At 62.8% G+C, this 15,904-nt stretch carries 22 protein-coding genes; 20 read left to right on the top strand and 2 right to left on the bottom strand.

Translation table 11 applies throughout. The features are described 5' to 3' along the window. From purB to JWR51_RS04955, 4 genes are all read left to right on the top strand, one after another. Window positions 1–1,082, top strand: a 1,082-nt coding sequence (gene purB, locus JWR51_RS04970) for an adenylosuccinate lyase (protein ID WP_299744462.1), incomplete at its 5' end; no start/stop codon positions are given. Continuing rightward, entirely contained in the window at window positions 1,082–1,495 is a 414-nt protein-coding gene (locus JWR51_RS04965) for a GNAT family N-acetyltransferase (protein ID WP_299744459.1), read from the top strand. The genes purB and JWR51_RS04965, both read left to right, overlap by 1 nt. Then, the gene (locus JWR51_RS04960; protein ID WP_299744456.1) at window positions 1,492–2,049 is read left to right on the top strand and encodes an alpha/beta hydrolase; all 558 of its coding nucleotides are present in this window, start codon (window positions 1,492–1,494) and stop codon (window positions 2,047–2,049) included. The genes JWR51_RS04965 and JWR51_RS04960 overlap by 4 nt, the downstream gene beginning before the upstream one ends. A 230-nt stretch (window positions 2,050–2,279) precedes the next feature. After that, window positions 2,280–2,543, top strand: a complete 264-nt coding sequence (locus JWR51_RS04955) for a hypothetical protein (RefSeq protein ID WP_299744454.1) — start codon at window positions 2,280–2,282, stop codon at window positions 2,541–2,543. An 88-nt stretch (window positions 2,544–2,631) separates the two neighbouring features. On the opposite strand, the gene JWR51_RS04950 is transcribed toward JWR51_RS04955, so the two are convergent. Then, window positions 2,632–2,955, bottom strand: coding sequence for a DUF1476 domain-containing protein (locus JWR51_RS04950; RefSeq protein ID WP_299744451.1), 324 nt, complete (start codon window positions 2,953–2,955; stop codon window positions 2,632–2,634). 250 nt (window positions 2,956–3,205) lie between these two features. Here JWR51_RS04950 and purC point away from each other — a divergent pair, with 250 nt between their 5' ends. From purC to grxD, 15 genes are all read left to right on the top strand, one after another. Next, window positions 3,206–3,970 carry a phosphoribosylaminoimidazolesuccinocarboxamide synthase gene (gene purC / locus JWR51_RS04945; RefSeq protein ID WP_299744448.1) on the top strand — a complete coding sequence of 255 codons (765 nt, stop codon included), beginning with the start codon at window positions 3,206–3,208 and terminating at the stop codon, window positions 3,968–3,970. 21 nt (window positions 3,971–3,991) lie between these two features. Beyond that, the gene (gene purS / locus JWR51_RS04940) at window positions 3,992–4,234 is read left to right on the top strand and encodes a phosphoribosylformylglycinamidine synthase subunit PurS (RefSeq protein ID WP_299744445.1); all 243 of its coding nucleotides are present in this window, start codon (window positions 3,992–3,994) and stop codon (window positions 4,232–4,234) included. A gap of 260 nt (window positions 4,235–4,494) precedes the next feature. Then, on the top strand, window positions 4,495–5,580 hold the full coding sequence (locus JWR51_RS04935) for an acyltransferase family protein (protein ID WP_299744442.1): 1,086 nt from the start codon (window positions 4,495–4,497) through the stop codon (window positions 5,578–5,580). Window positions 5,581–5,583: 3 nt separating this feature from the next. Then, entirely contained in the window at window positions 5,584–6,075 is a 492-nt protein-coding gene (locus JWR51_RS04930; RefSeq protein WP_299744439.1) for a DUF805 domain-containing protein, read from the top strand. Between the two features lie 88 nt (window positions 6,076–6,163). Beyond that, window positions 6,164–6,832 carry a phosphoribosylformylglycinamidine synthase subunit PurQ gene (gene purQ, locus JWR51_RS04925; RefSeq protein ID WP_299744437.1) on the top strand — a complete coding sequence of 223 codons (669 nt, stop codon included), beginning with the start codon at window positions 6,164–6,166 and terminating at the stop codon, window positions 6,830–6,832. A 1-nt stretch (window position 6,833) separates the two neighbouring features. After that, window positions 6,834–7,493: a Pr6Pr family membrane protein gene (locus tag JWR51_RS04920; protein ID WP_299744434.1), complete on the top strand. Its 660-nt coding sequence runs from the start codon at window positions 6,834–6,836 to the stop codon at window positions 7,491–7,493. Continuing rightward, window positions 7,490–9,718: a phosphoribosylformylglycinamidine synthase subunit PurL gene (purL, locus tag JWR51_RS04915; RefSeq protein WP_299744432.1), complete on the top strand. Its 2,229-nt coding sequence runs from the start codon at window positions 7,490–7,492 to the stop codon at window positions 9,716–9,718. The genes JWR51_RS04920 and purL overlap by 4 nt, the downstream gene beginning before the upstream one ends. 56 nt (window positions 9,719–9,774) lie before the next feature. Next, window positions 9,775–10,470 carry a hypothetical protein gene (locus tag JWR51_RS04910; protein ID WP_299744429.1) on the top strand — a complete coding sequence of 232 codons (696 nt, stop codon included), beginning with the start codon at window positions 9,775–9,777 and terminating at the stop codon, window positions 10,468–10,470. Between the two features lie 112 nt (window positions 10,471–10,582). After that, window positions 10,583–11,185 carry a hypothetical protein gene (locus JWR51_RS04905; RefSeq protein WP_299744427.1) on the top strand — a complete coding sequence of 201 codons (603 nt, stop codon included), beginning with the start codon at window positions 10,583–10,585 and terminating at the stop codon, window positions 11,183–11,185. 81 nt (window positions 11,186–11,266) lie between these two features. Further along, entirely contained in the window at window positions 11,267–11,500 is a 234-nt protein-coding gene (locus JWR51_RS04900; RefSeq protein WP_299728179.1) for a BolA family protein, read from the top strand. A 1-nt stretch (window position 11,501) separates the two neighbouring features. Then, window positions 11,502–11,828 (top strand): DUF6665 family protein, encoded by a 327-nt coding sequence (locus tag JWR51_RS04895; protein WP_299744424.1) that lies wholly within the window; start codon window positions 11,502–11,504, stop codon window positions 11,826–11,828. A gap of 5 nt (window positions 11,829–11,833) precedes the next feature. After that, complete coding sequence (locus tag JWR51_RS04890) at window positions 11,834–12,229, top strand: HIT family protein (RefSeq protein ID WP_299744421.1); 396 nt, start codon at window positions 11,834–11,836, stop codon at window positions 12,227–12,229. Next, entirely contained in the window at window positions 12,226–12,855 is a 630-nt protein-coding gene (locus JWR51_RS04885; RefSeq protein WP_299744419.1) for an HAD-IA family hydrolase, read from the top strand. Before JWR51_RS04890 ends, JWR51_RS04885 begins: the two co-directional genes overlap by 4 nt. A 79-nt stretch (window positions 12,856–12,934) precedes the next feature. Next, window positions 12,935–13,489: a hypothetical protein gene (locus tag JWR51_RS04880; RefSeq protein WP_299744416.1), complete on the top strand. Its 555-nt coding sequence runs from the start codon at window positions 12,935–12,937 to the stop codon at window positions 13,487–13,489. Between the two features lie 107 nt (window positions 13,490–13,596). After that, window positions 13,597–13,932 carry a Grx4 family monothiol glutaredoxin gene (gene grxD, locus JWR51_RS04875; protein ID WP_299744413.1) on the top strand — a complete coding sequence of 112 codons (336 nt, stop codon included), beginning with the start codon at window positions 13,597–13,599 and terminating at the stop codon, window positions 13,930–13,932. 226 nt (window positions 13,933–14,158) lie between these two features. Here grxD and JWR51_RS04870 read toward each other — a convergent pair whose 3' ends face one another. Then, window positions 14,159–14,449 carry a Dabb family protein gene (locus JWR51_RS04870; RefSeq protein WP_299744411.1) on the bottom strand — a complete coding sequence of 97 codons (291 nt, stop codon included), beginning with the start codon at window positions 14,447–14,449 and terminating at the stop codon, window positions 14,159–14,161. Between the two features lie 148 nt (window positions 14,450–14,597). Between JWR51_RS04870 and JWR51_RS04865 the strand changes: the two genes are divergently transcribed. Then, window positions 14,598–15,821: an MFS transporter gene (locus JWR51_RS04865; protein WP_299744408.1), complete on the top strand. Its 1,224-nt coding sequence runs from the start codon at window positions 14,598–14,600 to the stop codon at window positions 15,819–15,821. Window positions 15,822–15,904 lie beyond the last annotated feature (83 nt).

Below are 15,904 nucleotides of genomic sequence, written 5' to 3'. Positions count from 1 at the left end.
ACGTCGCCGAAAATATCGCCTCCGAATCCAGCCGCTGGTTTCACTTCGGGCTCACCAGCAGCGATATCGTCGATACCACGTTCGCTGTGCAAATGGTGGAATCCGCCAACATCCTCATTGCGGATGTAGAGCAGCTTCTCGGTGTCATCAAGAAAAAGGCCAACGAATTTAAGAAAACTCCCATGATCGGTCGCAGCCACGGCATTCATGCCGAGCCGACCACCTTCGGCGTCAAGCTGGCCGAAGCCTATGCCGAATTCGCCCGCGCCCGCGCCCGCCTGGTCAATGCCCGCGCCGAAATCGCCACCGCAGCCATTTCCGGCGCCATCGGCAGCTTCGCCAATATTGATCCATCGGTAGAAGAATACGTCGCCGCAAAGCTGGGCCTGGCCGTCGAGCCGGTCTCGACCCAGGTCATCCCGCGCGACCGCCACGCCATGTTCTTCGCTACGCTGGGCGTCATCGCCTCCTCTGTCGAGCGCGTCGCCATCGAGATACGCCACCTGCAGCGCACCGAAGTGCTCGAGGCCGAGGAGTTCTTCTCCCCCGGCCAGAAGGGCAGCTCAGCCATGCCGCATAAGCGCAATCCGGTGCTCACCGAAAATCTCACCGGCCTCGCCCGTCTGGTGCGCGGCATGGTCACCCCGGCGCTGGAAAACGTCGCCCTCTGGCATGAGCGCGACATCTCGCACTCTTCCGTCGAGCGCATGATCGGCCCCGATGCCACCATCACGCTGGATTTCGCCCTCGCCCGCCTGACGGGCGTCATCGACAAGCTCGTGGTCTATCCGCAGAACATGCGACGCAATCTCGACCTGCTCGGCGGCCTGCACAATTCACAGCGCGTCCTGCTCGCGCTGACCCAGGCCGGCTACTCCCGCGAGGACAGCTATTCGGCGGTACAGCGCAACGCCATGAAGGTCTGGCAGATGGATGGCGACCGCGCCGGCCAGTTCGCGGTGAACCTCAAGGCCGACCCCGAAGTGACTCTGAGCGATGCGCAAATCGACGCCATGTTCGATGATGCCTATCATCTGAAGCACGTCGACACGATCTTCACCCGCGTCTTCGGGCAGGCATGATGGCCATTTTCTACGCCCAGGAAACCGGCCTCACCGCCGAAGAATATATCGAGTGCGTCAGCCAGTCCGAGCTGGGATCGATCCGCCCCATCGGTAATCCCGAGCGGGTGCAGGCCTATCTCGAAAACTCTAACCTGGTGATCACCGCCCGCAACAAGAACGGCACTCTGGTCGGCCTGTTTCGCGGCACGACCGACTGGCACTGGGTCTGCTACTGCGCCGATCTGGCCGTTGCCGAAACCCATCAGGGCCAGGGCATCGGCAAGGCGCTGATGGACAAGGCCACCGAAATCCTTGGGTTGGGCGTTACCGTCACGCTCTTGTCCGTGCCCGGTGCGGAAGCCTTCTACCAGAAGATCGGCATGAAGCAGACCAGCGCCGCCTTCTATCGCGACAGGACCAACCGCTCATGAAAATCTCCGAAGCCGATGTCCTGATCCTGCCCGGCCTGGGCAGTGCCGGCCCCGGCCACTGGCAAACCCGCTGGGCCGAGCGCCTACCCTATGCCGCGATTGTCGAGCAAGCCGATTGGGACGAGCCCGAGCTCGACGATTGGGTCGACACCATCGAGCAGGCCATCATCATGGCCACCCGCCCGGTCGTTCTCGTCGCCCACTCGCTCGCCTGCATCGCGGTGGCTCACACCGCTTCGCGCCTCGCCGATACCAAGGTCCGCGGCGCCTTCCTCGTCGCGCCGCCCGATGTCGAACTGCATCCCGACGTGCCCGAGGCGACCTGGCCCTTCCGCCCGATTCCGCGCGACCCGCTGCCCTTCCCCTCGATGCTGGTCGCCTCCACCAACGACCCCTATTGCACCATCGACCGCGCCGTCGAATTCGCCACCTGCTGGGGCAGCGATTTCCATCAGGCCGGGGAGGCCGGCCACATCAATCTCGCCTCCGGCCATGGCCCCTGGCCCGAGGGCCTGCTGATGTTCACCCGGCTCATGCAGCGGCTCAAGGCATAGCCGCCACCTTGCCGCCGCAAATCCGCCAAGCTCCTCAAATCGTGGCGAAATTCCTCATTACCAAAATTAATAATTCCTAAGTTGAGAACATTCCACCGCGAACCTAATCCTGTCCTCGCAAGTTTGAACCACGCCGGCGGCTCATCAGATCCGCGACGCGACGTGATCCGAAAACCTGCAAATTCCTCCGGTCTGCCGCTGGCTCCCGGATGTCTTTATGGAGACAGAAAATGCGCAACTTCCTCGTTCCCGCCGCTATCGCCCTGGTTCTGGGCACCTCTGGCATCGCCATGGCGGCCACTGCCGCTCCGCAGTCGATCACCAGCACGGTCAAGACGTTTGACGCCAAGACGCACATGCTGACCCTGGCCAACAACATCGCCTATGTGCTGCCGGCGAATTACAACACCGCCCTCAAGGCCGGCCAGAAGGTCACGGTGAAATGGGAAATGAACGGCGCCAAATATCAGGCCGATAGCATCGCCGTAAACTGATCGCCCCAAGCGATCCAGCTTAGCCAAAAAGAAGGGGAGCAGCCCACCTGGGCGCTCCCCTTCTTCATGAACTGAAAAGTCCCAGAGCTTAGCCCTCGGCACGAACCTGCTCGTTAGCAACTGCGGTGAGTTGCGCCATCTTCTGGCGAATCACGTCATCGCCGATCACGATGCTCTTGGCCTTGAGGTCGCCTGCAATCTTGCGGAACACGTCCTCGTCGCCGGCTTCCTCGAAATCGGCAGCCACCACTTCGGCGGCATAGCTCTTGGCTTCGTCGCCGGTCAGTCCCAACAGTTCGGCAGCCCAGATGCCCAGCAGCTTGTTGCGGCGGGCTTCGGCCTTGAAGCGTGTCTCGGCGTCAAATGCGAACTTGGCTTCCTGGCCCTTCTTGCGATCGTCGAATCCGCTCATCTCTTATGCCCCTCGGCTCTGGGTTGACGCGTTTTGGCGTGCTCGCTTTGCACATAAGGGGTTGTGAGGCTCAAATCAACGCCCGCTCACGGTGTGCGACTTTATGGTGCCGATATGCGATAAGGTTACGTCGCGCAGGCCTGCCATGGCGCGAGTCGAAGGGAAAGGGCTTGCATTTTCGTGCCGATCTGGCGCATGAAGCGGCCAAATTTCTCACCCCCAATTCTCCTTCATTGATACGGACAGACAGATGAACCGTCGACGCAGAATCTATGAAGGCAAGGCCAAGATCCTGTTCGAGGGTCCTGAGCCCGGCACTTTGGTTCAGTATTTCAAGGACGACACCACCGCCGGCGACGGCGCACGCCACGAAGTTCTCGATGGCAAGGGTGTCCTCAACAACCGCATTTCCGAGTTTATCTTCACCAAGCTGAATGGCCTCGGAATCCCGACTCACTTCCTCAAACGCATCAACATGCGCGAGCAGCTGATCAAGGAAGTCGAGATCATCCCGCTCGAGATCATCGTGCGCAATATCGCCGCCGGCTCGCTGGTCAAGCGCCTCGGGCTCGAGGAGGGCACCCAGCTCCCCCGCTCGATCATCGAGTTCTGCTACAAGGACGATGCCCTGCACGATCCGATGGTGAGCGAAGAGCACATCACCGCCTTCGGCTGGGCTACCCCTGCCGAGCTCGACGACATCATGAGCCTCGCCATTCGCGTCAACGACTTTCTGTCGGGCCTGTTCATGGGCGTCGGCATCCAGCTCGTCGATTTCAAGATCGAGTGCGGCCGCCTCTATGAAGGCGACATGATGCGCATCGTTCTGGCCGACGAAATCTCGCCTGACTCGTGCCGCCTGTGGGACATCAAGACCCGCAACAAGCTGGACAAGGACCGCTTCCGCCAGAACCTCGGCGGCGTGGTGGAGAGCTATCGCGAAGTCGCCCAGCGCCTTGGCATCCTGGTCGAAACCGACAACGCGCTGACCACCGGTCCGCGCCTCGTTCAGTAACTTGCCGTTAAGGGTATCTCTATGAAAGCGCGCGTCACTGTCACCCTCAAGGCCGGCGTTCTCGACCCTCAGGGGCAGGCGATTGAAGGCTCGCTGAAGAGTTTGGGCTTCGCCGGCGTCGGCGCAGTCCGGCAGGGCAAGGTGTTTGACCTTGCCCTGGAGGGAACCGACGAGTCGGCCGCGCGTTCTCAAATCACCGAGATGTGCGATCGCCTGCTTGCCAATACCGTGATCGAAAACTACGCGATCGAAATATCTCATTAATATCTAATTGCCATAACTCTAGACGTGCCCACGTCCGGCGCAGGACCACTCTGCCATGCTCAGAACCATCTCCCTTTCGGTCATTTTCTTCGCCACCATGGGCCTGCTGTTCGCAGCCTATGCATCGGTTCCGCTGTAGCTCTAGGGATCGCATTAGCCAAACGCTTACCAGTTGAGCAGTTTGCGCGACCACATACTCACCTGTTTACCGACTTGATCCCAGCCACGGGCTAGACTGCTCCAAACGTCGGGAGTGCGGCATGTCGGAACAAGCAAATCGCCTGCAATGGGTGGATATGGCCAAGGGCCTGTCGATCCTGCTCGTGGTCATGATGTATTCGGCCTTCAGCACCGGCGAAGATACCGGCGGCACCGGCGTGCTGCACTGGGTCATCGGCTTCGCCACCCCGTTCCGTATGCCCGAATTCTTCATGATTTCCGGCCTGTTCCTCTCCCAGGTCATCGCCCGCGACTGGAAACGCTATGCCGACCGCCGCGTCGTGCATTACTTCTATTTCTATGCGTTATGGGCGCTCATCCACATCATCTTCAAGGAAGCCCTGATCGCCCGCGATCCGGGTACCGCCCTCAGCTATATCGTGTGGGGCATTGTCGAGCCCTATGGGGTGCTGTGGTTCATCTACATGCTCGCCGTGTTCAGCGCCGCCACCAAACTGCTGCATGACCTGCGCGCGCCTCATTGGGCGGTCCTAGCCGTCGGCGCCATCCTGCAGATGTCCGCCGTCCATACCGGCAGCTACGTGGTCGACCAGTTCGCCGCCTATTTCGTCTATTTCTATGCCGGCTACGCCTTCGCGCCGCAGATCTTCAAAATCGCCGATTGGGCCTCTGCCAACGTGCTGCCCGCCATCGGCGCGCTGGCCATCTGGGCGGTGGTCGAGACTGCCTTGGTCTTTTCCCCCGGCTTCGAAGTCGCCCCCGGCCACGTCACCATGGGCCTCGCCGCCCTGCCCGGCGTGCATCTAGCGCTGGCCATCATCGGCACCGTGGCGCTCTGCGTGCTGGCGGTCCTGTTGACCAAGCTGCCCGCCATGAACTGGCTGGGCTGGCTCGGCTCCAAGTCGCTCATCATCTATCTGGTCTTCGTGCTGCCCATGGGCATCGTCCGCACCCTCCTGCTCAAGCTCGGCATCATCAGCGATGTCAGCACCATCAGCATTATCGTCATGGTCGCTTCGGTGATTTCGCCGCTGATCCTCTATTGGATCGTCGAGCGCACTGGCTGGGGCAAATTCCTCTTCGAACGCCCCGCCTGGGCTCACATCCCCGGCACCCCGGGCGCCCGCCAGCCGCGCGACACCACCGCCACCGCGCCTGCCGAGTAACAGATGCGCTCATACCTGGACGCGCTGCTGCGCTATTTCGAGTTTTCCGGCCGGACCAGTCGCGCCCAATACTGGCTGTATCAACTCGTCACGCTCATCATCGTGGGCGGGGCCGTCTACTACGAATACCGCAGCACTGGGCTACTGCCCGCTGAAGACAATCTCAGCCCGCTCATGATTTTCTTGAGCCTGTTCCACATCATACCCGGCATCACCGTCACCGTCCGCCGCCTGCACGATATCGGCAAGTCCGGCTGGTGGTATCTGCTCAATTTCGTCCCATTCGGCGGGCTCTGGGTCCTGGTCTGGACCTGCTGTGCGTCCGAGACCGGCTCCAACGAATACGGCGGCCGCGATGGCCAGTCGGGCCGACGTCAGAATTTCCGCCGCGCCGATCCCGAGCCCTTCTACGCCCGCGCCCTACGCCCCAGCGCCGCCAGCAACCCAGCCGGCGGCAGTTCGCGCCTCAACGGCTCCACCGAACGCTTCATCTGACGCAGGCAAAGCGGCCATAAGCCCCTTGCCTTTTTGGTAAAGAGACACGACAAGACCCTCGCAACTCCCCACATGCGAGGATCAGCCGATGAAATCCGCAGTCATCGTCTTTCCGGGCCTCAATCGCGACCGCGACATGATCGCGGCGCTGACCAAGATTTCCGGCACCGCCCCTGCCATCGTCTGGCATCAAGACGCCGACCTGCCCGATGTCGATCTCATCGTCATCCCCGGCGGCTTCTCGTACGGCGATTACCTGCGCTGCGGCGCCATCGCCGCCCGCTCGCCGATCATGGACAAGATCCGCGCCCGCGCCGAAGCTGGCGTCAAGGTGCTGGGTGTCTGCAACGGTTTCCAGATCCTGATTGAAGCCGGCCTGCTGCCCGGCGCGCTGATGCGCAATATGAGCCTCAAATTCGTCTGCCGCGAGGTCAAGCTCGAAGTCGCCAATGCCGCGACCGACTTCACGCGCGGTTATGCCCAGGGCCAGGTCATCCGCTGCCCCGTCGCCCATCACGATGGCAATTACTTCGCCGATGCCGAGACCATTGCCCGCCTCGAAGGCAATGGCCAGGTCGCCTTCCGCTACGCCGAGGGCACCAATCCCAATGGCTCGATCAACGACATCGCCGGCATTCTCAACGAGCGCAAAAACGTGCTGGGCCTGATGCCGCATCCGGAAAACCTGATCGAATCCGCCCATGGCGGCACCGATGGCCGCGCCCTGTTCTCGGGTCTCCTTCAACGGGTCGCCTGACATGGTTCGCCGCCCCGCGAGAAACCCCCGCATACTCCTGCCCTGGGTCGGCCTTGCGGTTGGCATTGGCGGGCTGGGGCTGCAGTTTTCCCTGTCCATGCCGGCCTATGCCGCGCAGGGCAAGGATATTCCCGGCTCGCTCGGCACGTTCCTCGCGTTCTACACCATCCTCACCAATATCGTTCTGGTGCTGGTCTACCTCTCCGTCGTCACCACCTGGCGCTGGCTCGAAGTGTTCCGCCACCCGATCACCCGCGGGCTGATGGCCGCCAATATCGCGCTGGTCATGCTCTACGTCTATTTAGTGCTGCGCCACCTGGCCGTGCTTGAAGGCCAGGCGCTGACCGCCGACAACATGCTGCACTACCTGGCGCCGATCCTTTACCTGCTGTGGTGGGTCATCGCCCAGCCGCATGGCGCGCTCAAATGGGCCAACCTGCCCCTCATGCTGGTGCCGACACTGGCCTATCTGGTCTACGTCCTGGCCCGTGGCGCCTGGGTCACCGAATATCCCTACCCAATCCTCGCGGTGCAGAAGATCGGCTACGGCGCGGTCCTGCTCAACTCCGCCTACATGACGGCCGCCCTGGCCGCGCTAATGGCCGTCGTCATCGCCGCCGACCACCTCCTTGCCCGCTTCTCCCGGACAGTGCCCGCATGACCTATCAGAACCACATCGCCATCACGCCCAAGCTCGTCGCCGATCACGGCCTGAAACCCGATGAATTCGACAAGATCGTCGCCCTCATCGGCCGCCAGCCGACCTATACGGAGTTGGGCATCTTCTCGGCGATGTGGAACGAGCACTGCTCCTACAAATCCTCCAAGAAGTGGCTCAAGACCCTGCCGACTACCGGCCCCCGCGTCATCCAGGGCCCCGGCGAAAATGCCGGCGTGGTCGATATCGGCGACGGTCAGGCCGTGGTCTTCAAGATGGAATCGCACAACCACCCCTCCTTCATCGAGCCCTATCAGGGCGCCGGCACCGGCATGGGCGGCATTCTGCGCGACGTCTTCACCATGGGCGCCCGCCCCGTCGCCGCCATGAACGCCCTGCGCTTCGGCGCGCCAGATCATGAAAAGACCCGCCACCTCGTTTCCGGCGTCGTCGCTGGCATCGGTGGCTACGCCAATGCCTTCGGCGTGCCCACGGTCGGTGGCGAAGTCGAATTCGACGCCCGCTATAACGGCAATATCCTGGTCAACGCCTTCGCCGCTGGCCTGGTCGATACCGACAAGATTTTCCTGTCCGAGGCCAAGGGCGTCGGCCTGCCCGTCGTCTACCTCGGCGCCAAGACTGGCCGCGACGGCGTCGGCGGCGCCACCATGGCATCGGCCGAATTCGGCGACGACATCGATGAAAAGCGCCCCACCGTTCAGGTCGGCGACCCCTTCACCGAAAAGCGCCTGCTCGAGGCCTGCCTGGAACTGATGGCCACCGGCGCCGTCATCGCCATTCAGGACATGGGCGCGGCGGGTCTCACCTGCTCCGCCGTCGAAATGGGCGCCAAGGGCGATCTCGGCATCGAGCTCAATCTCGACATGGTCCCGGTCCGCGAAACCGCCATGACGCCCTATGAGATGATGCTCAGCGAATCCCAGGAGCGCATGCTCATGGTGCTGCATCCCGAAAAGGAAGCCGAGGCTCGCGCCGTCTTCGTCAAATGGGAACTCGATTTCGCCACCGTCGGCAAAACCACCGACGATCTGCGCTTTCGCGTCATGTGGCAGGGCGAGGAAGTCGCCAACCTCCCGATCAAGGATTTGGGCGACGAAGCCCCCGAATATGACCGCCCTTGGGTCGAAGCCAAGAAATCCAGCATGCTGGCTGCAAACGACGTCCCGCAGATGGATGTCGCCGATGCCCTGCTTGCCCTCATGGGCGGCCACCAGATCGGCTCGCGCCGCTGGGTCTACGAGCAATATGACACCCTGATCCAGGGCAATTCCCTGCAGCGCCCCGGCGGCGATGCGGGCGTCATCCGCGTTGATGGCCACGCCACCAAGGCCCTGGCCTTCACCTCCGACGTCAACCCGCGCTATTGCGAAGCCGACCCCTATGAAGGCGGCAAGCAGGCCGTCGCCGAAGCCTGGCGCAACCTCACCGCCACCGGCGCCGATCCCCTCGCCGCCACCGACAACCTCAACTTCGGCAACCCCGAACGTCCTGAAATCATGGGACAATTGGTCGGCGCCATCAAGGGCATCGGCGAAGCCTGCATCGCGCTCGACTTCCCGATCGTCTCGGGCAATGTCAGCCTCTACAACGAAACCAATGGCAAGGGCATCCTGCCCACCCCCACCATTGGCGGCGTCGGCCTGCTGCCCGATTGGTCGCAAATGGCCCGCATCGCCTTCGCGGCTGAAAATCAGGTCATCCTGCTCGTCGGATCGCCGGACAATCGCGGCAGCCACCTCGCCCAGTCGATCTACATGCGCGACCTGTTCGACCGCAAGGACGGCCCGCCGCCCCCGGTCGATCTGGCCCATGAACGCCGCACCGGCGATTTCGTCCGTAAGCTGATCCGCTCCGGCATTGCCACCGCCGTCCACGACCTTTCCGATGGCGGCCTCGCCGTGGGCCTGGCCGAAATGGCCATCGCCTCGGGCATTGGCGCCACCGTCACCGACATCACCGCCGCCGACCCGATCCCGCAATTCTTCGGCGAAGATCAGGGCCGCTACCTCGTCACCATCAACCTCGACCCGCAGGGCGAGGAGATCGTCGCCCTCTGGGACGAAGCGAAATCCCTGGGCATCCACGCCCCCTGGATCGGCTCGACCGGCGGTACGGACCTCATCCTCGGCGACGCCCGCCCGATCCCCGTCTCCGCCCTCAAAGCCGCTCACGAAGGCTGGTTCCCCACCTTCATGGCCGGCGAATGACCTCTTGGGCGCGGTTTTCTGCGAGTTTCGCCTCTCGCCTGCGAGCGCGCTTGCATTTGAGCTTGCTCCGGAAAGCCTATCTGCGTGCATTGAGCGAACTGCCGACCGTAACTGGCCCGGCCATCGTGGTCGGCAGCGCGCCCAACCCGCACCCGCCTGAAGGGCTGAACGACAGATGGTTCGTTATCAGCATCAATGCCTCCCAGGTCACCGCAGAGCAGTTCGGCTTGCAACGGCCCGACCTCACCATCCTTCGCGACAATATTTTCTTTCGCGGCAACGTCTTCGTCCCCACCGAGATTCACGACGCCCTATGGGCCGCGTTACGCGGCAGGGAAACCGCCCATGCGGTCGCCATCATGGGCAGCAGCGAGGATAAGGGCGCCACCGCTCAACTCGCCGTCCATGACTATCGCGCCGACAGCGTCACCGAACTCAACCGTCATGTCCGCGGCGCTGTCATCGTGGAAATGACAGGCCTCTCTCACGTTGGCCTCAGCGCAGGCATCTCGAACGGCATCTTCGCGGCCTTGCTGGCGCTGAAGCTCGGTGCCAATCCAGTCGTAATGTCGGGTTTCTCGTTTGCTCCAGGCTGGCACTTTGCCAAGGACGTTGCCGTACCGCGCGGTCATGTCCAGCCCGACAGAGCCGTGCTCAAAGCCATGGTGGACCGTGGCTATCCGGTCTTTGCCTCTGATCCGGACTTCGCGAAAAATTCCGGCCTGCCGCTCTGGACCGGCCCCGCCACCTGATCCGGCGCGAGGGTAAACTTTACGCGCTGTCCAAATCCCCATACTGCCTTATGATCGCCGCTCTTTGGCGTCTTCTGGCGTCTGTATTGTGCGACGAGTTTGGAGAGCCGTGATGATCAACCGCTGGGCCTTGGCCCCCTGCCTTCTGGCCGCGGCCGCTCTCCTGCCGGTCGGTGCCCATGCGCAATCCGATGTCACGGTCACCCGCTCCATCCTGCCCGACCAGCCCTATACGCTGATCTATCCCGCCGTCATGACCGCCACCGGCGGCGCCGCCGATCCGCTGACCATCAACCACCCCGATGCGCCGCTGCAATGCAATGTCACCATCGTGCCCGCCGTCACCGACACCGGCTGGACCCCCGACAGCGCTCTGGCCGATTTTGACGACGCTAAGGTCGCCGCCACCTGGACCGAAAGTTTTCCCGGCTTCACCGTCGCCAGCAAGGGCAAGGTCAATTACCAGAGCGGTCCCGCCCTCATCTATGACGGCCAGAGCACCAGTTCGCCGATGGGCGTGCCGCTGACCATCGTGCATACCGAAACCATCGATGGCGGCCGCGGCTACGTGCTCGATTGCCTGTTCGCCACCGAGGTAGCCGAAAAGGCCCGCCCCATCGCCGATTTCATCATCGCCAACTTCTCCACCCGGGCCGATGCCGGATGCTGCGTCGGCGCCGTGGTCGCGCCCGAACCCGCTGCGCCCGCGCCATAACCGCCGTTGACTGCGCGGAACGATTGACCGACGCTGCGGGAAACACCATATCTTGGGCATAGCTGCCCAGGAGTGTCTGCCATGCCCATGGAATCCGCCGAGATCGAGCGCCGCATCAAAACGGCCCTGCCCGATGCCTCCATCGAAATCCGTGACCTGGCCGGCGACGGCGATCACTGGGCCGCCACGGTGATTTCCGAGCAATTCCGCGGCAAAACCCGCGTGCAGCAGCATCAGCTCGTCTATGCCGCCCTGCAAGGCGACATGGGCGGCGCGCTCCACGCCCTCGCCCTGCAAACCAGCGCCCCCGAATAGCATGGCGTCCTCGCTGCGCGAATCGCTCGACCTGATCCGCATGGTGCGGCCCGAGGCCGGCACCACTGCGCTCGATCACGAAATCCTGGCCGAGCGCGCCTCCTCGCTCGGCGCCGCCGAACGCCACGTCATCGACGCCATTGCGGCTCTTGCTGCCGCCACAACCGACCGCGACCAGCGCCTCGCCGAGGCCCGCCAACAGGTCTGGCAATATTTCGTGCAGCGCGAACTGGTCGGCTTCCGGCGCCACACCGACGTAATTCAAGAACTCAAGATTCCGCCCGAAGTGCTTGTCGGTCTTGGTGCAATGCCGGCACGGCGCAAGTGAACCATATGCAGAGCGAGCCCGGCTGCCGCTTCTGCCTCGCCAATAATTTGCTGGTCGACACGCCGTGGCTTGAGAGCGATCATTTCTTCTGCCTCGGCAGCATCGATCCCCTCAGTCCCCACGGCATTATGATCATCCCACGGCGCCACAGCGAAACGCCGTTCGAGCTGAATGCCACCGAATGGGCCGGCCTTGGCGAGATGATGGCCAAAGCCAGGGAGCGGCTGGCTCCTCACAGACCTGACGGTTTCACCGTCGGATGGAACGTCGGCGCCGTCGGCGGCCAGAGCGTCTTTCACACCCACATGCACATTATTCCCCGCTTCAAGGGCGAGATCAACGAGGGCGCCGGCTTGCGCCGCGTGCTCCGCCCCGTCAAACTACTGGATGCAGACGCATGAACCGCGCCGTCTTCCTCGATGTCGATGGCGTGCTGGTGCACGGCTATCACGCCCGTCCGGAACTGCAGCAGCGCTGGGACGAAACCCTGCTCGCCGATCTCGGGGTTGATCCCGATCGCTTTCGCGCAGAGTTCATCTTCGACGTCTTCATCAAGAAGGTGATCATCGGCGAGATGTCGTTGATCCACGCGCTGGAGCGACGCCTGCCCTCGATGGGTTTCAAGGGCTCGCCCATGGTCTTCGCCCATTACTGGATGACCCACGACACCAAGCTCAATCATCCGCTGCTGGCGCTGGTCAAACAGCTCAAGCAGCGCAAGGACCTGACGCTCTACGTCGCCACCAACCAGGAGCACATGCGCGCCCTCTGGCTCTGGCAGCAATTGGGCATGAGCGAGCTGTTCGTGGATATTTTCTACTCAGCCCGCATCGGCGCCCTCAAGCCCGCCCCCGCCTTTTTCGATTTCATCATGGACCGCATCGGCCCCCAGTCCGAGCCGCCGCTGTTCTTTGATGACACGCCCAAGGTCATCACCGGCGCCCGCGCCGCCGGCTGGGACGCGGTCCAGTTCGACACCATCGCCGATTTCATCGGTCACCCCTGGATCGCAGAACGGCTATCTTAGCCACCGGTCCAATTCACCCGCAGTTCATCGCCCCTCCGCCAAAACACGGCATCGTCACCGTCACTGGCCCGGAGCCAAAATGATCCGCCCCTTCATCGTCGCCACCCTGCTCGCCCTCTGCGTGCCCGCAGCTTTTGCGCAAGAAACCACGCCGGATCAGGCACTCGAATGCCACGACAACGGCCTGCACTACGTCATCGGCATTCCCGCCGCCGGTGGCGGCACCAGCTTCCGCGTCGGTGACTTCACCGCGCCGGACCAGGTCAATCCCTGCAGCGTGGACGCGCCCTTCACCCGCGAATTCTTCGCCGACGACGGCAACCAGCTCTATTTTCAGGCCATTGCCGACGACCTGCTGGTGCTCACCGAATCCACCGGCCCGCAATATTTCCTTGTGGTCTACAATCTGGAGCCCGGCCCGATCCTGAGGGCCGATGCCCAGGACGTGGAAATCTCCGAGCTGGGCGTGCACTATTATGCGCCCGCGGGCCCTGCCACGCCGCAGACCTGCCCGCGTTACGATGAACTCACCGCGGGGGGCATGGGCGCCATCATCGGCGAGGAACGCTTCTACGCCTTTACTACCGCGTCGGTCGAACCCGGCAAAGGCACCCGCTGTTACCAGACGCCCTAGCCCTATCGTCAAATACCGATGAAGCCCTCGACAGCGCCGCTTTGAAGTCCTATTTATGGACCAACAATTTCCCGGCCCTCCCCCGGACTCCAGAAAGGCAGCGACCCATGACCGATATCAACGCGTTCATCGACGAGAAGGTGAAGAACAACGACGTGTTCCTGTTCATGAAGGGCTCGCCGGACTTTCCGCAGTGTGGTTTTTCGGGCCAAGTCGTGCAGATCCTGAACTATCTCGGCCTCGAATATGGCAGCGCCAATGTGCTGGAAAGCGCCGAGCTGCGTGATGGCATCAAGGCCTACACCAACTGGCCGACCATTCCACAGCTCTACGTCAAGGGCGAGTTCGTCGGCGGCGCCGATATCGTGCGCGAAATGTTCCAGGCGGGCGAATTGCAGAGCCACCTCGAAGCCGCTGGCATCCCGGTCAAGCAGACCGCCTGATTTCAGTGTGACGGTATTTAGAACGCCGGTCCAATGGGCCGGCGTTTTGTTTTGATCGACACCGATCGCCTCCACCTACGATCCTTCCCGCGGGCTTGACCCGCGGGCCTCTGCGAGAGGCACCGAGCTTTGTGTGTGCTGCGAGTGACCCGCGGATCAAGTCCGCGGGAAGGACGGTGGTGGTGAGAGTATCGAGCTTCGCCCCGCACTACGGTTGCAGACGAGGCTACCCTTGCGCCTTCACGTCCGCCGAAAACCGCAATTCCCGCAGCGGGCGCACTCGCTCCGTCGCTTCGGCGTAAGTCGGATGGGCCTTGTACGCCGCCAGCGCCGCCGCATTCTCGAATTCGGCATAGACCACCACATCGATCTCGTTGGAGATCTGGTCCACCTTCGAATTGCGCGTCACCTCGAAATGGCGCGAATGCGGGATGGTGCCCAGCAGCATAAGCCCCTCGCAGATCGCGTCGAGATTATCGGAGGTCTTGGCGGTGAAGAAGACGATATGGCGGATCAAAGTCTGGCTCCCGAAGCAAGCGGTCTTGTCCTCGCGATTGACGCAAGCGTCAACCCTCATCACCGGCCTTGATAGAGCCCATTCAGCAAATGCGCTTTGCGACACGCCGCCGCAGGCGTAGGTAACCTAGCCAATCCGGATGCGCCCAATGCCCACCACCACGCTTCGCCCCGCCGTGCCGCTGCTCCTGCTGATTATCGCCGGCTGCGCCATCGCCGCCATCGGCAACGGCATCCGCACCAGCTTTGGCCTGTTCACCCTGCCGATGACGGCCGATCTCGGCCTGACGCGTGAGGGTTACGCCATGGCCATGGCGATCCAGAACCTGGCCTGGGGCATTGCCCAGCCCTTCGCCGGCAGTTTCGCCGATCGCGTCGGCACCGGCCGCACCATCGCCCTGGGCGCGCTCATCTATGCCGGCGGCGTCATCCTCACCGCCTTCTCACCCAGCTCCAGCATTCTCATCCTTACCGCCGGCGTCATCACCGGCACCGGCATCGCCATCTGCTCGTTCAGCGTCGTCATGGCCGCATTCGGCCGTTCCGTGCCCGCCGAAAAGCGCCCGATGATCTTCGGCATCGCCACCGCCGCCTCCTCCTTCGGCCAGTTCGCATTCGCCCCGATCAGCCAGGGCTTCATCAATGCCTTCGGCTGGCAGACCGCACTGGTCTATCTCGGCATGCTGCTGCTGCTCATCATCCCGCTGTCCTTCCTCCTCCGTGGTCGCACCGAGAACACGCCCGGCCAAGCCGACCTGCCCTTCATGGAGGCGCTGGCCAAGGCCTGGGGCCATGGTTCCTATCGCCTCCTGGTCATCGGCTTCTTCGTCTGCGGCTTCCATCTGGCCTTCATCAACGTCCATCTGCCCGCTTATCTGGCCCTTTGTGGCATGACCCCCGAGGTGGGAGCCTGGGCCATAGCCATCATCGGCCTGTTCAACATTATCGGCTCCCTGCTGGCCGGCTATCTCGGCACCCGCCTGCCTAAGCAGATGCTGCTCGCTTCGATCTATTTCCTGCGCGCAGTGGCGATTGCCGCCTTCGTGCTTACGAGCCCGAACCCCACGACCACATACATCTTCGCCGCCGCCATGGGCGTACTCTGGCTCTCCACCGTTCCGCTCACCGCCGGCCTCGTCACCCTGTTCTTCGGCCCGCGCTATATGGGCATGCTCTATGGCGTGGCCTTCTTCTCCCACCAGTTGGGTTCGTTCGTCGGCGTCTGGCTGGGCGGCTTCGCGTTCGACCTCACGGGCTCCTATGACCTGGTCTGGTATCTCGGCATCCTGCTCGGCCTCGGCTCCGCCGCCATCCACCTGCCTATCCACGAGCGCGGCGCCAAGGCCTTCGCCGTCACCCCATTGCCCGCCTGAACCAAGCACTTACGACTAAAGGCTGACTCATTTTCGCAACGCAGCCATGATCCATCGGCTTTCGCCGATGCTCAGGGTTGCCA

It is taken from the genome of Devosia sp. (genome assembly GCF_028290625.1).
GTDB lineage: Bacteria > Pseudomonadota > Alphaproteobacteria > Rhizobiales > Devosiaceae > Devosia.
This window is presented reverse-complemented; position numbering and strand designations above follow the sequence as displayed.